This window comes from Nonomuraea cypriaca, from assembly GCF_015645445.1.
GTDB classification, from domain to species: domain Bacteria; phylum Actinomycetota; class Actinomycetes; order Streptosporangiales; family Streptosporangiaceae; genus Nonomuraea; species Nonomuraea cypriaca.
The window spans coordinates 92,036-105,576 of the sequence record NZ_JADOGI010000002.1 but is presented as its reverse complement, the minus strand read 5'-3'; the positions used below and the strand labels follow the sequence as shown (position 1 = coordinate 105,576).

Genomic DNA, 13,541 nt, shown 5'->3' with positions numbered 1-13,541 from the left:
CCCTGACGTAAACACCAAGACCGTGGCCGAGATCGCGCCGGACAGTCGGGGAGGCCGAGGAGGTCAGGCGGCTGCTGGGCCGCGGCGCGTCCTCGGACGCGCGCGGCGAGGATGGCGGCACGGCCCTCTACCAAGCCGCGGTGCGGGGAGACGCTGACATCGTGCGGCTGCTGCTGGACGCCGGCGCCGACCCCAACGGGGAGAGCAGGGGAGACAGCCAAGGGCTGCCCCTGTGCGCCGCCGCGTGCTGGGGACACACAGGGGCCGGTGACCGCGCTGCTCCACGCCGGTGCCGACCCGGACCGGCGGGAAGACGTCGACAGGAGCGCGATGACGGCACTCCACTGGGCGGCCTCCACGAGTGCCTGGCCGTCGTGACAACGCTGCTGGACAGAGGCGCCGATCCGGACATCACCGACTCCGCCGGGCGCACGCCCTCTCCCACGCCGCCGAGCGCGGGGCCGCGGCCGTCGTCCGAACGCTGCTCGCCTCTGAGGCGGACCCCGCATCGGCCGACGGCCAAGGCCCGCGCCCCATCGACCTCGCGAGGCGATACGCGGGCCGCGACATCGAGGCGGAGGTGGTCGCGCGGGCCACGGAGCACGCACCGCGGGGAGCGCGGATCACGGTCCGCCGCGAGAGGTCGGAAGGGGGCGACGTGCGTGTGGTGGCGGAAGTACGCGACCACGCGGGCGACCTCCGCTCGGAGTCGTGGCTCGGCACCGGCCACGCGGAGATCGTCCGCCTCCTGGAGGCCCGAGCCCGACCGGCACGATGCTGGAGAAGCGCGTCGACGCCAACCGCGGCGGTCCGCTGCGACCGCTCACCAACGAGGAACTGGGCGCCAAGTTCGCGCTGGGCGCGCGGCGCGTGCTGCCGGATGAACGGGTCAGCAGGCTCAAGCAGGCCGTGCTGTCACTGGCGTCGGCCCCCTCGGTTCGCGACGTGGTCGCCCTCACCCGGCAGGTGGGGCGTACGACATCGAGAGAAAGGAGCTCTCAGGGTTATTCGGCTGTCAGGGCTATTTGGCGGCCAGGGAGCGGCCGGTGTGGTGGGCGGCGGCGCGGGCCTCGTCGTGTCGTTGGGCGGCGAGGTCCTTGAGATGGTCCAGGGCGGGGTTGACGCCGACGAGGGTGAGTTCGCGTTCGACGATGGTGAGGTCGGCCTCCCAGATGTCGGCGAGTACGCGCCGCAGGTAGGGAGTGGAGTGGTCCCAGCCCTCGCGGGGGGCGCCCGGCCCGTAGCCGCCGCCGCGGACGGTCACCAGCACGGTGGGCTTGTCCTTCAGCATGCCCTGGACGGCTGGTCCCGCTGCGCCGATGACCAGGTCGATCCAGACCTTGAAGTGCTGGGAGACGCCGTAGTTGTAGAGCGGGACGGCCAGCAGGACGGCGTCGGCCTCGGTCAGCTCCGCCTTCAGGCCGGCGGCCAGGGCCAGGGCGTCGCGCTGGGCCGGGGTGCGCCGGTCTTCGGGGGCGTAACCGGCGGTGGTCGCGAGTGTCCAGGCTTCGGCCGGCAGCGGGTCGGTGCCCAGGTGGCGGCGGACGATCGGCTCGCCGGGGTGGGCGGCGGACCATTCGGCTTCCACCAGGTCGGCGAGCTCGGCGCCGGCCGAGGTGGCGGGCATGATGCTGGCGTCCAGACGGAACAGGCTCATCAGTTTTTCTCCAGGTCGGTGCATGGCACATCCGGGACGGGGCCCGGCTGGTGTGCCGGCGATGTCGCCGTACGCAAGAATAAGCGGACTTTACCCCGCTTGTCATTCCGGCGGTAGAGTGAGTCCCGTGGATCGACCCGTCCTGCCCCTGGTTGGAGCGCCTCGCGCCGAGCGTGCCGACGCCGTACGCAACCGACGGCAACTGCTGGCCACGGTCCGCGAGATGCTCGCCGAGCAGGGTGTGGACAAACTGACCATGGACGCGCTGGCCGAACGGGCGGGCCTGGGCAAGGGGACGGTCTACCGCCGGTTCGGCACCCGGGCAGGGATCTTCCAGGCGCTGATCCACGACGACGATCAGACCTTCCAGCAGCAGATGCTGTCCGGGCCGCCACCACTGGGCCCGGGCGCCCCGCCGGTGGACCGCCTGATCGCCTACGGCCAGGCCCGAGCCGCATTCATGATCGAACACCGCGAGATCTTCTGTGCAGCACTGGACGGCCGCCAACCTGTACCGGTCGGAACGGAGATGAACCTCTCCCGGATGCATATCCGCATGCTGCTCAGGCAGATCCCCCTCGGCGCCGCCGACGTCGACGTCCTGGCCGTCCAGCTCACCGCGGCCCTGGAAGCCCCCCTCCTGCTCTACATGTCAGAGGCCGACTTCACCGACGACGCCCGCCACACCCAGGAAGCGGCCGCCCGCGGCTGGCAAGATCTCATCCAACGCGTCTGCCGCCCCTGACCGGGGCTCGGCGATCTGGGCACCCGGCAAGCTCGGTATGTCGAGCGATCACCGCTGGGGCGGGCCGAACACTGCGATTTCGCCGCTGTCGTGTCGCTCGAGCAGGGCCTCGGCGCCGTTTTCGAGGATCCGGGCCGCGTCCGCCGAACGGGGGAGCATGGTCTTCTCGTAGGTGGCGATGGCGTCGCCGACCGTGGTGGAGCCGGCCAGCGCGAGGGCAAGTTCGCAGGCGTCGAGCATGGCCAGGTTGGCGCCGACGCCGAGCGGGGGCATGAGGTGGGCGGCGTCGCCGAGCAGGGTCACGGTCGGTGTTTGTTCCCAAGCGTGTGGGACCGGCAGAGCGAACAACGGACGATCGACGTACGGCCCGTCGTTGTCGTTGATCATCTGGAGCATGGGTGGCGACCAGCCGGAGAAGGCGTCGAGCAGCCGGGCGCGGATCCCGGCGGTGTCGTCGGCACTCAGACCGCTCGCGGTGATCCAGTCGGCGGGTAGGCGCTGAATGATGTAGACCCGGATGTGGTCGCCACTGTTGCGCTGGGCGAACAGAGCGCGGTCGCCGTCGGCCGCGGTGGCGCTGCCCTGGCCGACGAGAGCGGCGAGGTCGGGGTGCGCGTTCTCGACATCCTGGAACCATGCCTCCAGGAAGCCGACGCCGGTGTACTGCGGCGCGGCCGGCGACACCGCCGGGCGGACTCGCGAGAATGCACCGTCGGCACCGATCACCAGGTCTGTCTCGACGGTCGTGCCATCGAGGAAGTGCACCCGTCGCGGGCCATCGGCCGGGCCGCCGACCTTCTCGACGGCGTGGTCCCACCGCACGGTCCCCGGCTCCAGCGAGTTGAGCAGCAGATCGCGCAACTGGCCGCGGTCGCTCTCCGGTTTGAAGAGCTCGTCTTCGGCCGGGACGTGGTGGCTCAGGATCGACCCCGTCGGATCCAGATGGCGCATCTCCTGTCCCTCCGGGCGTGCCAGCCTGAAGAACCCGTCGATCAGGCCCGCCTCACGCAGGGCGAGCTGCCCGTCGTCGGCGTGCAGGTCGAGGGTGCCGCCCTGGTTGCGCGCCTCCGGGTGCGGGTCGCGGTCATAGACCGTCACGGGGATGCCGTGCTGCTGCAGGATGCGGGCACAGGTGAGGCCACCGGGACCTGCTCCGATGATGCCGATCCTCGCGGTGGCCGGTGCTGGTGAGTTCATGGCTGGTCCTCTCGTTCATGACTGTGTACGAGCCGCGGCCCGCCCCCTTAGAAAAGCAGAACGAGTAAAAAGGTGCAACTGGTCAACTAATTGACCATGACCACCTTTTGGTAGGATGCGCGCATGGACAAGCCACCTGTCGCCGGTCGCCGCGAACGCAAGAAGGCGGCAACCCGTCAAGCGATCGCCGACGCCGCCCTGCAACTGTTCCTGGAGCGGGGCTACGACCGGGTGAGCATCAGAGACATCGCCGAAGCGGCCGACGTGTCGACCACAACGCTGTTCAAGCACTTCCCCGGCAAGGAGGCGCTCGTCTTCGACCAGGAGGCAGACCGAGAGGCGGAGTTGGTCGCCGCGGTACGTCAACGCCCCGCCAGTCAGGGCATCGTCGATGCGCTCCGCGAGCACGTCCTCACGTCCTGGCTCCCGGTCGCGACCCACCCGCGCCGGGCCGAATTCACCGATCTCGTGAACTCCACACCGGCGCTGCACGAGTACGCCGAACGTATGTGGACCCGGCACACCGCCGCCCTCAGCGCGGCCATCGCCGATGACGCCGGCACAAGCCACGACAACATCGCCTGCCACGCACTCGCCCGGTTCATTCTGGAGATACCGGCACTCACCGGAGGCCGGCAGGACCTTCGAACGGCCGTCGAGGAGATCTTCGACCTCCTCACACACGGCTGGCGCCCGCCCGGCTAACGGCTGGGCCCCGAGCCGGACTTCACACTCCCGGCGACCGGGACATCAGAGGGGATGGGGAGTTCGAACCACACGGTTCTTCCGAGTCCCTTTCTCCTGACTCCCCACCTCGTGGCCGTCGCCTCGACGATTCGCAGGCCACGGCCGCTGGTTTCGGTGGGGTCGTTGCGGAGTCGCGGTCCCGACCACCAGCCCTGGTCCAGTACCTCGACACGGACCTGGCGGTCGCTGAGCCACATGCGGACCCGGAATGATCCCCGCCTCCATCGGCCGGAGATCGTGTGTTTCATGGCGTTGACGGAGAGTTCGGTGGCCAGGAGACGCAGATTGTCAGAAGTTCTGGATCCAGGCGCGAATGGAAAGGCAAGCCATATTCGACAGGCCGACACCTCCACAGTTTCTTGCGGTGCTGGACGAAGGCATTCTGTACCGCCCGGTTGGAAGCAATTCCGTGACGCTGCGACAACTGGAACACCTGATCGCGCTGACCGAAACCGAGTGGTTCACCCTCCAGCTACTCCCCTACGAGGCTCTGTGCACAGCAATGCTGGTGGGCTCAGTTCTCTTGGCGCAGGAGAATGGAGTGACCACCGCCGCGTACGTCGAATCAGCCGCCCTTGGTCAAGTTGTGGACAAACCCAGCGAGATCAAGCGAATCGTGGATCGGCTCGAGCGTGTGCGGAGCGCTGCGCTTCCCGAGTACTTGTCAGTGCAGCGGATCAAGGAAAGAGTGACAACATGGAGCTGAGCGAGGAAATCATCAGGCAGATCGCTGACCCAACCGGATGGATCACCGCGTCCAGCGACCAAGGCGGTGACTGCCTGGAGGCCAAGCACTTGTCCGATGGCCGCGTCGCGCTGCGCGACACTGAGCAACCCGACGTCCAGCCATGGGTCCTCCGCCGGGCTGTCTGGGAAAAGTTCATCACCGGCGCGAAGACCGGCCTGTTCGACTGACCACGATGGCCCCCGGCCATCTGCCCGGGGGCCATCGTGCGTCTTGGCCCCTATCAGCACACAACTACCCGGGACGGCATGACCACGCTGCTGACGATCGTGGAGCACCGCAACATCCCCGGCCACGTGCCCACCGCCGGCCCGGTCGGGCGTCGCCTCGCCGCCCGGCTGGCCGCGGCCGACGAGGCGACGCGGGTGCTGACACCGCCATTCGAGGCCGCCGGCTGGCCGGACGGCGTCGAGGTGGTCGTCGGGGACGTCACCCGACCCGCGGAGTCCGCGGCGGCGTTCGCCGGCATCCGGCGACTGTTCCTCGCCGGAGCCGTCCCCGAGACCGCGTACGAGCTGGTCACGCTGGCACGGGAGGGCGGCGCCGACCGCATCGTGGTGTTGTCGTCGCACGGCCCCGAGTTCGAGATCCAGTACGAGCCCGAGGCATGGCACTGGCTGGCGGTCGAGGTGGTGGTCGAGCGCTCCGGGGCGGGGTGGACGCACCTGCGCCCCTCCCCCGTGATGGCCCACCAGACCCTCCAGGACGGCTACTCCTACACCGGGTCGAATTGGGCGGACACCATCAAGCACGGCGGAGTCATCCGCGAGCCGTACGCCGACGCGCGCTACCCCCTCATCCACGAGGACGACCTCGCCGCCGTCGCCGTGACGCTACTGGCCGACGACCGGTACGCGGGGCGGACGGTGACGGCGTACGGACCGCCGATCAGCCCACGCGAGCAGATCCGGCTCATCGGCCAAGCGCTCGGCCGGGAGATCCCGTTCGAGGAGATCACCCTGGAGCAGGCCGCCGAGCGGGACCGCCAGGCCGGCGTCGCCGAGGAGCTGATCGCGCTGGGTCAGTCGGTGGGCGCGGACCTCCTCGCCAATCCGGTGGAGCCGGACGACACCGTGGCGCGCCTGCTGGGCCGCCCACCGCGCAGCTACGCCGAATGGCTGGCCGACAACCTCGACGCCTTCCGCCCCTGACCGCCCGTGCGTTCGTCGCGGTGATATTGGCGCTTGGAGGGATGATGATCTTTGAAGGCGCCCGGTGCCGAAGCCGGAGCATCGACGGGTAGCCGTCCTCCGCTCGGACGACGTACTGGAGATAGTCGGTCACGATCTCGCGGATCACCTGCTGTCCGGTGCTGCCCTCGATCAGTCCTTCTCCTTCCGGAGAGGTCTTCGAGAAGTCCCAGAGGACATCGATGCCGTCCGTGGCCAGTTCCGGGGCGACGAGAACGTACTGTCCGTATTCTCGCTGGAGCCGCTCCAGGGCGGGACGGATCTTGCGCGGCTTCACTCCTGCGGCTCGCAGCGCATCCAGCACGTATGCCTCGGCCATGGCCACGAAAGGAACGGTGGCCATGCGATGCTCGGCCGGCTGCGGAAGGACGTGCAGCAGCGGGCGGCCTCTTTCGTAGCCGCGCGCCCAGTGATTGAACGCCTGCTGGGGGATGCTGAGGAAGCGGGCGGCGTCGCTCTGGTTGAGCAGGCCGTTCCGAGTCCTGATGTCGTCCATGCCGCGCACCTCCTCTGTGGCTCGCTGTCATCTTCTCTCACCGACTCGATGGTGCACAGGGTGGCCCGCCGATTGAGCTTGTACAGGGCCGCAACGCTACACGCACATCCATAGGTCCTGATGGTGATTCCGAGTTGTGCGGCAGTCGATATTCCGGACTCCACCGCGTGCCTGACAACCGTCAGGCGCTCACCTTCAACTGGTGGACGCGTTGCTTTGACAGGCCCATGACCCGTGCCGTATCCGGCTCCGACCAGTGGCTCGTGAGTACCTTCGCAGTCTTGACGGCCAGTTCCGCGGCGCGCTTGGTGTGAGCTTCACGAAAGAGCTCCGGGTCGCGAGTTCAGGATCGATACGAACATAGCGGCCTGGAATTCTGGCCTCGTTGAGATCGCCATTTTCGCCTGTCACCAGGAGGATGGCGACGCCCCTGAGACGCTGGCGCTCGCCGGCCGACGAGGTACGCAGGGCATCAGTCCTCCTGTAACACCTGGGCGGCAAGGGGCACCACCGGCGACAGATCAGCGGCAAGCCAGGGGCCGTCGGCCGGCTCGTGGGTCAGGTCCACCAGCCTCCGACGAGCTCGATGCCCTCGCTCTCGAGGGCGTCGTGCCACGCCGGGTCACGCAGCAGCCGCGCCTCCCAGGTCCGCACGACGCCGTCCGGTCCCGTGACCGCGTTCTCGCGCGACGGGTGGAGGAACAACTCGCTCGTGCCCTCGGGCAGGGTCGCGAGCCGGCGGAGGTAATCGTCCCGCAGTCGCTCGTAGGCACCGAGTTCGTGTGCGCCGCGCCGGTTGGTCGCGATCGTCTGCGGGATGGACACACCCAGTGCGTCGGCGAGGGCGACGGCGCGCTCGTGCGCCGCCGCGAGCGGCGGCGGCAGCGGACCGCCGAAGTACGGCTCCGGGTCACGGGGCAGCCGGAAGGCCAGGCCGTGGTGCGCGCACCACTCAAGCGCCTCGGCGAGCCACGATCTGCCGTGCAGGCCGTAGAGGGTGCCGGCGTGGGAGTCGGCCGCCTCGGGCACGGGACCCCGGTCGCGCATCCAGTGCAGCTGTGCGTCCGCCTCCCGTATGACGTCCTGGGCCACGCCGCGGGCTCCGAGAGCCAGCGGATCGTCGCTGAGTGTCCCGTCCGGATCGACGAGGCTCGCCGCGCCGTCGAGGGGCCGCCAGCGCGGGAGCCCGCGCTCGCTCGTGAGCGTCACGTGCAGCCGGGGCACGACGCCGAGCTCCCAGACCCGGCTCGCGGCTTCCTCCGCGGCCGGCGAGACGCATATGAGCGTCGTCGCGGTGACATGTCCCTCGGCGAGCAGTGCGGCGATGACCTCCGTCGTCCCGGGTTCCCGGCCGAGATCGTCGGCTGTGATCACGAGGCGGCGGGTCATCGGGGGCGCTCCACGGCGGACTCCTCCACGGGACCGGAGGGCGGCTCGGGCGGCGGCTCGACCGGTTCGGCCGCCTCGGGCGGCGTCTCGATCGGGACCGAGATGAGCCGCGCCGCGAACGCGCCGATCGTCGTCAGCACGAACGGGTACACGCACAGGTACACCCGGAACGCGAGCCCGGGGTCGGTCCCGGGGTCGTCGCCCGAGTTGTAGCCGAAGAACACGCCCAGCGAGGTGAGCGCGAGTCCGGTCACGATCCCGTTGAGCCGGCCGAAGAAGCCGAACGCGGACAGGAAGAGCCCTTCGCGGTGTTCCCCGTTGCGTGCCGCGTCGGCGTCCAGCACGCGCGCGACGATGAGGTCGTTCGTCGCGAGCATTCCCGACCATCCGGCCCCGACGAGCACCCCCGCGGCGATCCCGGTGGCGAGGTCGGTGGCGAAGAACAGGGCCGCGAAGCTCGCCGCGAGGACCGCGAAGGCGAGCCGCCAGGTCCACAGGGCGCCGCGGCGTGCGATGACGCGCGTCCACACCACGAGGCCACCCGCCGAGACGAGGATGACGATGCCCTGAAGGTAGAGCGCGTTCACGACAGGAAGCCCGAGCGAGTAGCGGACGTACAGCTGGATGCCCGAGAGTACGAGCGCCATGGCTATCCCGTAACAGGCGCCGGTGAGCCCGACCGTCCAGAACGTCGGGTTGCGCACGATCGACCACACGCTGGGCAGCAGCAGCGGCCGCTCGCGCGTGGAGTAGCGGGGACGCTCGCGCGCGCCGAGCGCCATGAACACGATCACGACGAGGGCGATCGCGCCATAGACGATCGCGGTGATCTGGAAGCCCTGGGTGGATTGCTCGGTGCCGAACACGCCCGTCGTGAGCAACGGGGTGACCGCGAGCGAGATCACGAGCGCCACGAGCTGGAAGCCCTGGCGCAGACCGTTGGCGACGGCACGGTCGCGCTCCCGCGGGTAGAGCTCGGGGAGCAGCGCGCCGTAGTTCGCGTTGAGCATCGAGTCGAAAGCCTCGCACAGGATCGCGAACACCGCGAACCAGAGCACGAGGCCGATCCCCCGCAGTGAGGCCGGCGCGGAGAAGAACGCGATCATGCAGGCCGCGAGCATCGGCGCGCCGACGAGCAGCCACGGCCGACGCCGGCCGAACCGGGTTCTGGTGCGATCGGAGAGGTGGCCGAGCAGCGGGTTGTCGAACGCGTCGATGACCGCGTAGATGACCATGACCACGCCGTAAGCGCGAACGTCGAGCCCGAGAATGTCGACGTAGAAGAGGATCATCGACCCTTTGATCATGTTGATCGGGATGGAAGTGCCTAACATCCCGATGGCGTAGCGCCACGCGGGAGTCCGTCCCGGGGCGGAGGCCGTGCCGGGCTGGGACACGCGATCACCTTCCTTGCGGATTCCGACGCTGTGCGCGGCGCCACCTTCGCACTCGAAGGCGAACAGCGGGTGAAGCGGAGTCGTGCCGCGCCGGACGTCGACTGCCGGTCTGTCCCAGTGTTGCCGGTCTGCGATCACGGGCAAGATCAAGGACATGCCCGGCCACGAGACAGACCACGCCGACGCCGATCGCCGGCGTGTGCAGGTGCACAGTTTGGCCGGTGCGGACAGGAAAACGAAAGAGCTTTGAGGAGTTCCATGCATCCTTCCCACATGAGCCGCCGCGCGCTGATCGGTGGCACGGCGGGCGCCGCGCTCACCACCATGGCCGCACCGGCATCGGCACCACCGGCGGGGGCGGCGGTCACGGGCGGGGCGGAGGACACGTCGGCGGCGCTGCTGGACCAGTGGGCGCAGGCGGAGGGCTCGCACCCGGTGGTGCCCGACGTCGCGCGGGCGGGCTACCGTCTCGGCTCGCCCTTACCCACGCCCCGCACGGTGGCCAGGGTGACCGACTTCGGCGCCCGCGCCGACGGGACGACCGACTGCGCCCCGGCCTTCAACGCCGCGCTGCGCTCCGTCGGGGAACGCGGCGGCGGTGTGGTGCTGGTGCCACGAGGCACCTATCGGCTGTCGTCGCCGGTGTTCGTGCACTGGTCGAACGTCGTCCTGCGGGGCGCCGGGCGCGAGGCGACCGTGCTGCACTTCACCCGGACGCTCGACGACGGATACCGGCCGGCCCGGCAGTCCAACGGCAACAGCCGCTGGTCGTGGACCGGTGGTCAGATCTGGTTCGTCGCGGCCGAGCGGCGGGCCCGGTCGGAGTCCGAGGACTACGCGGGGACCGAAGGCTGGCTCCTGGGCGACACCCTGGCCGAGGCCGGCGCCGCCTCGCGGGGCCAGCGGACGCTTGTGGTGTCCGACACGAGCGGGCTGCGCGCGGGCGACATGGTGGTGCTCGAATGCGACAACCCGCCGGACGCGACGCTGCTGATGCACCTCGCCGGCGACGTCCCCGGCACCAGGTCCTACGACTGGCCGCGCCGTGCGCCACAGCTCGTGACCGGCTCGGGCGGGCAGTATGTGCAGTACGCGACCCTCCAGTGGCCGGTCCGGGTCGAGGCGGTGCTGGGCGCCCACCTGGTCAGGCTGGCCCAGCCGCTCAGGTACGACCTCCGTCCCGGCTGGCCCGCCCGGCTCCGCGCCCCCGGGCCGACGGTGCACGACAGCGGCGTCGAGGAGCTGACCGTGCGCAACGAGCTCGTCGCGATGACCGCGCACAACAGGCACCCCGGCTCGAACGGCGTGTGCTTCCAGGCCGTGCACGACTGCTGGGCCAGGGACGTCCGGGTGGAGAACTGCGACCTCGGGTTCGGCTTCACCACGGCCAAGTCGAACACCCTCCACCGCGTCGCCGTCGGCGGCCGGTCCGCCCACCACAGCTTCGCCTGCCGGATGCAGTCGCACGACAACCTGGTGGACGACTTCGAGATCGAGGCGTTCACCGTGCCGGTGCCTTCTGGGGCGGTTCACCACGGCCTGAACCTGGAGGGCCTGTCGTCGGGCAACGTCTGGCGGCGCGGGCGGATGGCCGAGGGCACCTTCGACACCCACCGGGCCATGCCGTTCGAGAACGCGCGGACGAACATCACGCTGGTGAACAACGGCAGAGTCGGCGGGTCCGCCGCCTCCGGCCCGCTGTTCGGCGCTCGGATCGCGCACTGGAACGTCAGGCTCACCAACGGCAGCCCGTACGCCGTCACGATCGCGGACGTCGCACCCCGCAGCGTGACGGTCGGCGTCCAGGGCGCGACCGGGACGGACAGCGAGCTGACCCCCGACTTCGCCGGGGACCTGGAAAGCGTCATCGCCGACCACGGCAGCCGCCCCCGGGTCACGGACCTCTACGCGGCCCAGCGCGAACGCCTGCGCCTCATGGGCTGAGTTCGGGAGACGGGGACGGCTCGACACCCCGGCCAAAGCGCCGGGCAGCCCCCTACGAGGGCGCCCTTCGCGAGTAACCCCGGCCGACGGCTTCAGGCCGTCGGCCGGCCGTCTCTGCGGTAGAGGGCCACCAGCAGCGGCCGGGTCAGGGCGGCCATCTCGGCGGGCGAGCACGGGCATCCGTGCTCGAGCCAGTCGGTGGCGACGCCGATGAGCGCTCCCGCGGTGAACGCCGCCGGCACGTCGTGCGGGATGCGCGCCGTGTAGTCGACAGGCGATGGGGCGTCGTCTCCTGTGGTGGCACGCCGCGCGCCGACATAACCCGCCACGGTGGCACGGCGGCGCACGTGGTCGATGACGCGCGCGCTTCCCTGGGGCCCGAGCACGCCGCGGTAGAGGCGGGCGTGCTCGGCGAGGTGGGCGAAGAAGGTCAGCAGCGTTTCGGTGGTGGTGTCCGGGGTGTCCTTGGTCCCGGGGTTGGGTATGGCCTCGACGAGGTCGTCGATCATCGCGGTGCAGGCGGCCTCGGCCAGTTCGTGCACGTCCCGGTAGTGGTCGTAGAACGTCGAGCGGCTCACACCTGCGCGCTCGGCGACGTCGGCGACGCTGATCCGAGGCAGGTCGCGGTCCTGGACGAGGTCGATCAGCGCGCGTCGCAGGGCCGCCTGTGTGCGACGCACTCGCGGGTCGCTCAGCTCGCTGTTCCTCTCGTGTGCCACGCCTCAGCGTACTGTTCCCTACACATGTAGGTTAACCTACATGTGTAGGGAAGTTGGAATGGCATGTTGATTGGGGACAATCGTGACCGCTGACTCCGCTGAGACGCTCCAGATCGCCCGCATCTGCCCGTACGCTCCGCCCGAGCAGCACCTTCGCCTCCTGCGCGAGGAGCCGGTCGCCAAGGTCGCGCTGCCGGGTGGTTCGGCCGCCTGGGTCGCCGCCCGTTATCAGGACATCCGCACGATCCTGAGCGACCCGCGATTCAGCGCCGACCGCCGCCATCCCAACGCCCCCAAGTTGAACGGCGAGATGGGGCCGGGCGAGTCGCCGCTGCCCAAGATGATGCTGGAGATGGACCCGCCGGAGCACGGTCCAGCACGTCGCGCCGTGGTCGGGGAGTTCACCGTCAGGCGGATGGCGGCGCTGCGGCCGCGCATCCAGCAGATCGTGGACGAGCACCTCGACGCCATGCTCGGCGGCCCACGCCCGGTCGACCTGGTGCGGGCGCTGGCCCTGCCGGTTCCCTCGCTGGTGATCTGCGAGTTGCTCGGCGTGCCGTACGACGATCATGACTTCTTCCAGATCCACTCCGCGCAGTTGCTCAACCACACCATCTCTGCGCAGGAGCGGCAGCACGCGGCCCTCGAAATCGCCATTTACCTGGACAAACTGATCAAGGCCAAGGAGGAGGACCCCTCCGACGACCTGCTCAGCCGCCAGGTGCTCAAGCAGCGCGAGAGCGGCGCGGTCGACCATGGCGCGCTGCTCAGCCTGGCGTTCCTGCTGCTGATCGCCGGGCACGAGACCACGGCGAACATGATCTCGCTGGGCACGTACATGATGTTGCGGCATCCCGACGCGCTCGCCGCACTGCGTGAGGACCCGGGCAAGACGCCGGGCGCCGTCGAGGAGCTCCTGCGCCACTTCACCATCGCCGAGTTCGCGATGATGCGGGTGGCCATCGAGGACGTGGAGCTCGGCGGCACGGTCATCCCCGCGGGGGAAGGCGTGCTCACGCTGACCAACACCGGCAACCGCGATCCCGAGGTGTTCGCGGACCCCGACACGTTCGACATCGAGCGCGACGCTCGCAGCCACCTGGCGTTCGGCTACGGCCCGCACCAGTGCCTGGGCCAGAGCCTCGCCCGCGTGGAGCTGGAGATCGTCTTCAACACCCTGTTCCAGCGGGTCCCCGGCCTGCGGCTGGCCGTCCCCGACGAGCAACTCTCGTTCAAGGACCACTCCAACGTCTACGGGATGCACGAGCTGCCCGTCACCTGGTGACGAGGACACCATCAGCACCGCGGCCGGCGC

The 13,541-nt window shown here is 69.7% G+C and carries 13 protein-coding genes and 2 pseudogenes; 8 read left to right on the top strand and 7 right to left on the bottom strand.

What is annotated here, in order from left to right:
- Window positions 1-65 precede the first annotated feature (65 nt).
- Window positions 66-245 (top strand): annotated as a pseudogene (locus tag ITP53_RS60910) (ankyrin repeat domain-containing protein); the annotation flags it as partial.
- Window positions 246-1,021: 776 nt separating this feature from the next.
- On the opposite strand, the gene ITP53_RS01345 reads toward ITP53_RS60910, so the two are convergent.
- Complete coding sequence (locus ITP53_RS01345; protein ID WP_195893388.1) at window positions 1,022-1,657, bottom strand: FMN-dependent NADH-azoreductase; 636 nt, start codon at window positions 1,655-1,657, stop codon at window positions 1,022-1,024.
- A 127-nt stretch (window positions 1,658-1,784) separates the two neighbouring features.
- Between ITP53_RS01345 and ITP53_RS01340 the strand changes: the two genes are divergently transcribed.
- Window positions 1,785-2,402 carry a TetR/AcrR family transcriptional regulator gene (locus ITP53_RS01340; protein ID WP_207755399.1) on the top strand — a complete coding sequence of 206 codons (618 nt, stop codon included), beginning with the start codon at window positions 1,785-1,787 and terminating at the stop codon, window positions 2,400-2,402.
- Window positions 2,403-2,450: 48 nt separating this feature from the next.
- Here ITP53_RS01340 and ITP53_RS01335 read toward each other — a convergent pair whose 3' ends face one another.
- Window positions 2,451-3,599 carry an FAD-dependent oxidoreductase gene (locus ITP53_RS01335; protein ID WP_195893386.1) on the bottom strand — a complete coding sequence of 383 codons (1,149 nt, stop codon included), beginning with the start codon at window positions 3,597-3,599 and terminating at the stop codon, window positions 2,451-2,453.
- Between the two features lie 123 nt (window positions 3,600-3,722).
- Here ITP53_RS01335 and ITP53_RS01330 point away from each other — a divergent pair, with 123 nt between their 5' ends.
- Window positions 3,723-4,304 carry a TetR/AcrR family transcriptional regulator gene (locus tag ITP53_RS01330; RefSeq protein ID WP_195893385.1) on the top strand — a complete coding sequence of 194 codons (582 nt, stop codon included), beginning with the start codon at window positions 3,723-3,725 and terminating at the stop codon, window positions 4,302-4,304.
- On the opposite strand, the gene ITP53_RS60905 is transcribed toward ITP53_RS01330, so the two are convergent.
- The gene (locus ITP53_RS60905) at window positions 4,301-4,693 is read right to left on the bottom strand and encodes an ATP-binding protein (RefSeq protein ID WP_407941208.1); all 393 of its coding nucleotides are present in this window, start codon (window positions 4,691-4,693) and stop codon (window positions 4,301-4,303) included. The genes ITP53_RS01330 and ITP53_RS60905 overlap by 4 nt on opposite strands.
- Between ITP53_RS60905 and ITP53_RS01320 the strand changes: the two genes are divergently transcribed.
- The 3 genes from ITP53_RS01320 (at window position 4,648) to ITP53_RS01310 (ending at window position 6,242) form a co-directional block, all read left to right on the top strand.
- Complete coding sequence (locus ITP53_RS01320) at window positions 4,648-5,052, top strand: DUF5753 domain-containing protein (RefSeq protein WP_328813677.1); 405 nt, start codon at window positions 4,648-4,650, stop codon at window positions 5,050-5,052. The two genes, ITP53_RS60905 and ITP53_RS01320, sit on opposite strands and share 46 nt — an antisense overlap.
- Window positions 5,043-5,261, top strand: a complete 219-nt coding sequence (locus ITP53_RS01315; protein ID WP_195893382.1) for a DUF397 domain-containing protein — start codon at window positions 5,043-5,045, stop codon at window positions 5,259-5,261. Before ITP53_RS01320 ends, ITP53_RS01315 begins: the two co-directional genes overlap by 10 nt.
- 78 nt (window positions 5,262-5,339) lie before the next feature.
- On the top strand, window positions 5,340-6,242 hold the full coding sequence (locus ITP53_RS01310) for an NAD(P)H-binding protein (protein WP_195893381.1): 903 nt from the start codon (window positions 5,340-5,342) through the stop codon (window positions 6,240-6,242).
- Between the two features lie 346 nt (window positions 6,243-6,588).
- Here ITP53_RS01310 and ITP53_RS60900 read toward each other — a convergent pair.
- From ITP53_RS60900 to ITP53_RS01295, 3 genes and pseudogenes are all read right to left on the bottom strand, one after another.
- Window positions 6,589-6,777 (bottom strand): annotated as a pseudogene (locus ITP53_RS60900) (hypothetical protein); the annotation flags it as partial.
- 558 nt (window positions 6,778-7,335) lie between these two features.
- The gene (locus ITP53_RS01300) at window positions 7,336-8,166 is read right to left on the bottom strand and encodes a carbohydrate deacetylase (protein WP_195893379.1); all 831 of its coding nucleotides are present in this window, start codon (window positions 8,164-8,166) and stop codon (window positions 7,336-7,338) included.
- Complete coding sequence (locus ITP53_RS01295; RefSeq protein ID WP_195893378.1) at window positions 8,163-9,563, bottom strand: MFS transporter; 1,401 nt, start codon at window positions 9,561-9,563, stop codon at window positions 8,163-8,165. Before ITP53_RS01295 ends, ITP53_RS01300 begins: the two co-directional genes overlap by 4 nt.
- A gap of 273 nt (window positions 9,564-9,836) precedes the next feature.
- Here ITP53_RS01295 and ITP53_RS01290 point away from each other — a divergent pair, with 273 nt between their 5' ends.
- Window positions 9,837-11,507, top strand: coding sequence for a glycosyl hydrolase family 28-related protein (locus ITP53_RS01290; protein ID WP_195893377.1), 1,671 nt, complete (start codon window positions 9,837-9,839; stop codon window positions 11,505-11,507).
- Between the two features lie 92 nt (window positions 11,508-11,599).
- Here the strand turns inward: ITP53_RS01290 and ITP53_RS01285 are convergent, their stop codons facing one another.
- Entirely contained in the window at window positions 11,600-12,226 is a 627-nt protein-coding gene (locus ITP53_RS01285; protein ID WP_328813630.1) for a TetR/AcrR family transcriptional regulator, read from the bottom strand.
- A gap of 82 nt (window positions 12,227-12,308) precedes the next feature.
- Here ITP53_RS01285 and ITP53_RS01280 point away from each other — a divergent pair, with 82 nt between their 5' ends.
- Window positions 12,309-13,511 (top strand): cytochrome P450, encoded by a 1,203-nt coding sequence (locus tag ITP53_RS01280; protein WP_195893376.1) that lies wholly within the window; start codon window positions 12,309-12,311, stop codon window positions 13,509-13,511.
- Window positions 13,512-13,541 lie beyond the last annotated feature (30 nt).

Bases quoted from the DNA above. Each gene is read 5' to 3' on its own strand.
- ITP53_RS01345 (WP_195893388.1), bottom strand. From the start codon at position 1,657: ATGAGCCTGTTCCGTCTGGACGCCAGCATCATGCCCGCCACCTCGGCC.
- ITP53_RS01335 (WP_195893386.1), bottom strand. From the start codon at position 3,599: ATGAACTCACCAGCACCGGCCACCGCGAGGATCGGCATCATCGGAGCA.
- ITP53_RS01330 (WP_195893385.1), top strand. From the start codon at position 3,723: ATGGACAAGCCACCTGTCGCCGGTCGCCGCGAACGCAAGAAGGCGGCA.
- ITP53_RS01315 (WP_195893382.1), top strand. From the start codon at position 5,043: ATGGAGCTGAGCGAGGAAATCATCAGGCAGATCGCTGACCCAACCGGA.
- ITP53_RS01310 (WP_195893381.1), top strand. From the start codon at position 5,340: ATGACCACGCTGCTGACGATCGTGGAGCACCGCAACATCCCCGGCCAC.
- ITP53_RS01300 (WP_195893379.1), bottom strand. From the start codon at position 8,166: ATGACCCGCCGCCTCGTGATCACAGCCGACGATCTCGGCCGGGAACCC.
- ITP53_RS01290 (WP_195893377.1), top strand. From the start codon at position 9,837: ATGAGCCGCCGCGCGCTGATCGGTGGCACGGCGGGCGCCGCGCTCACC.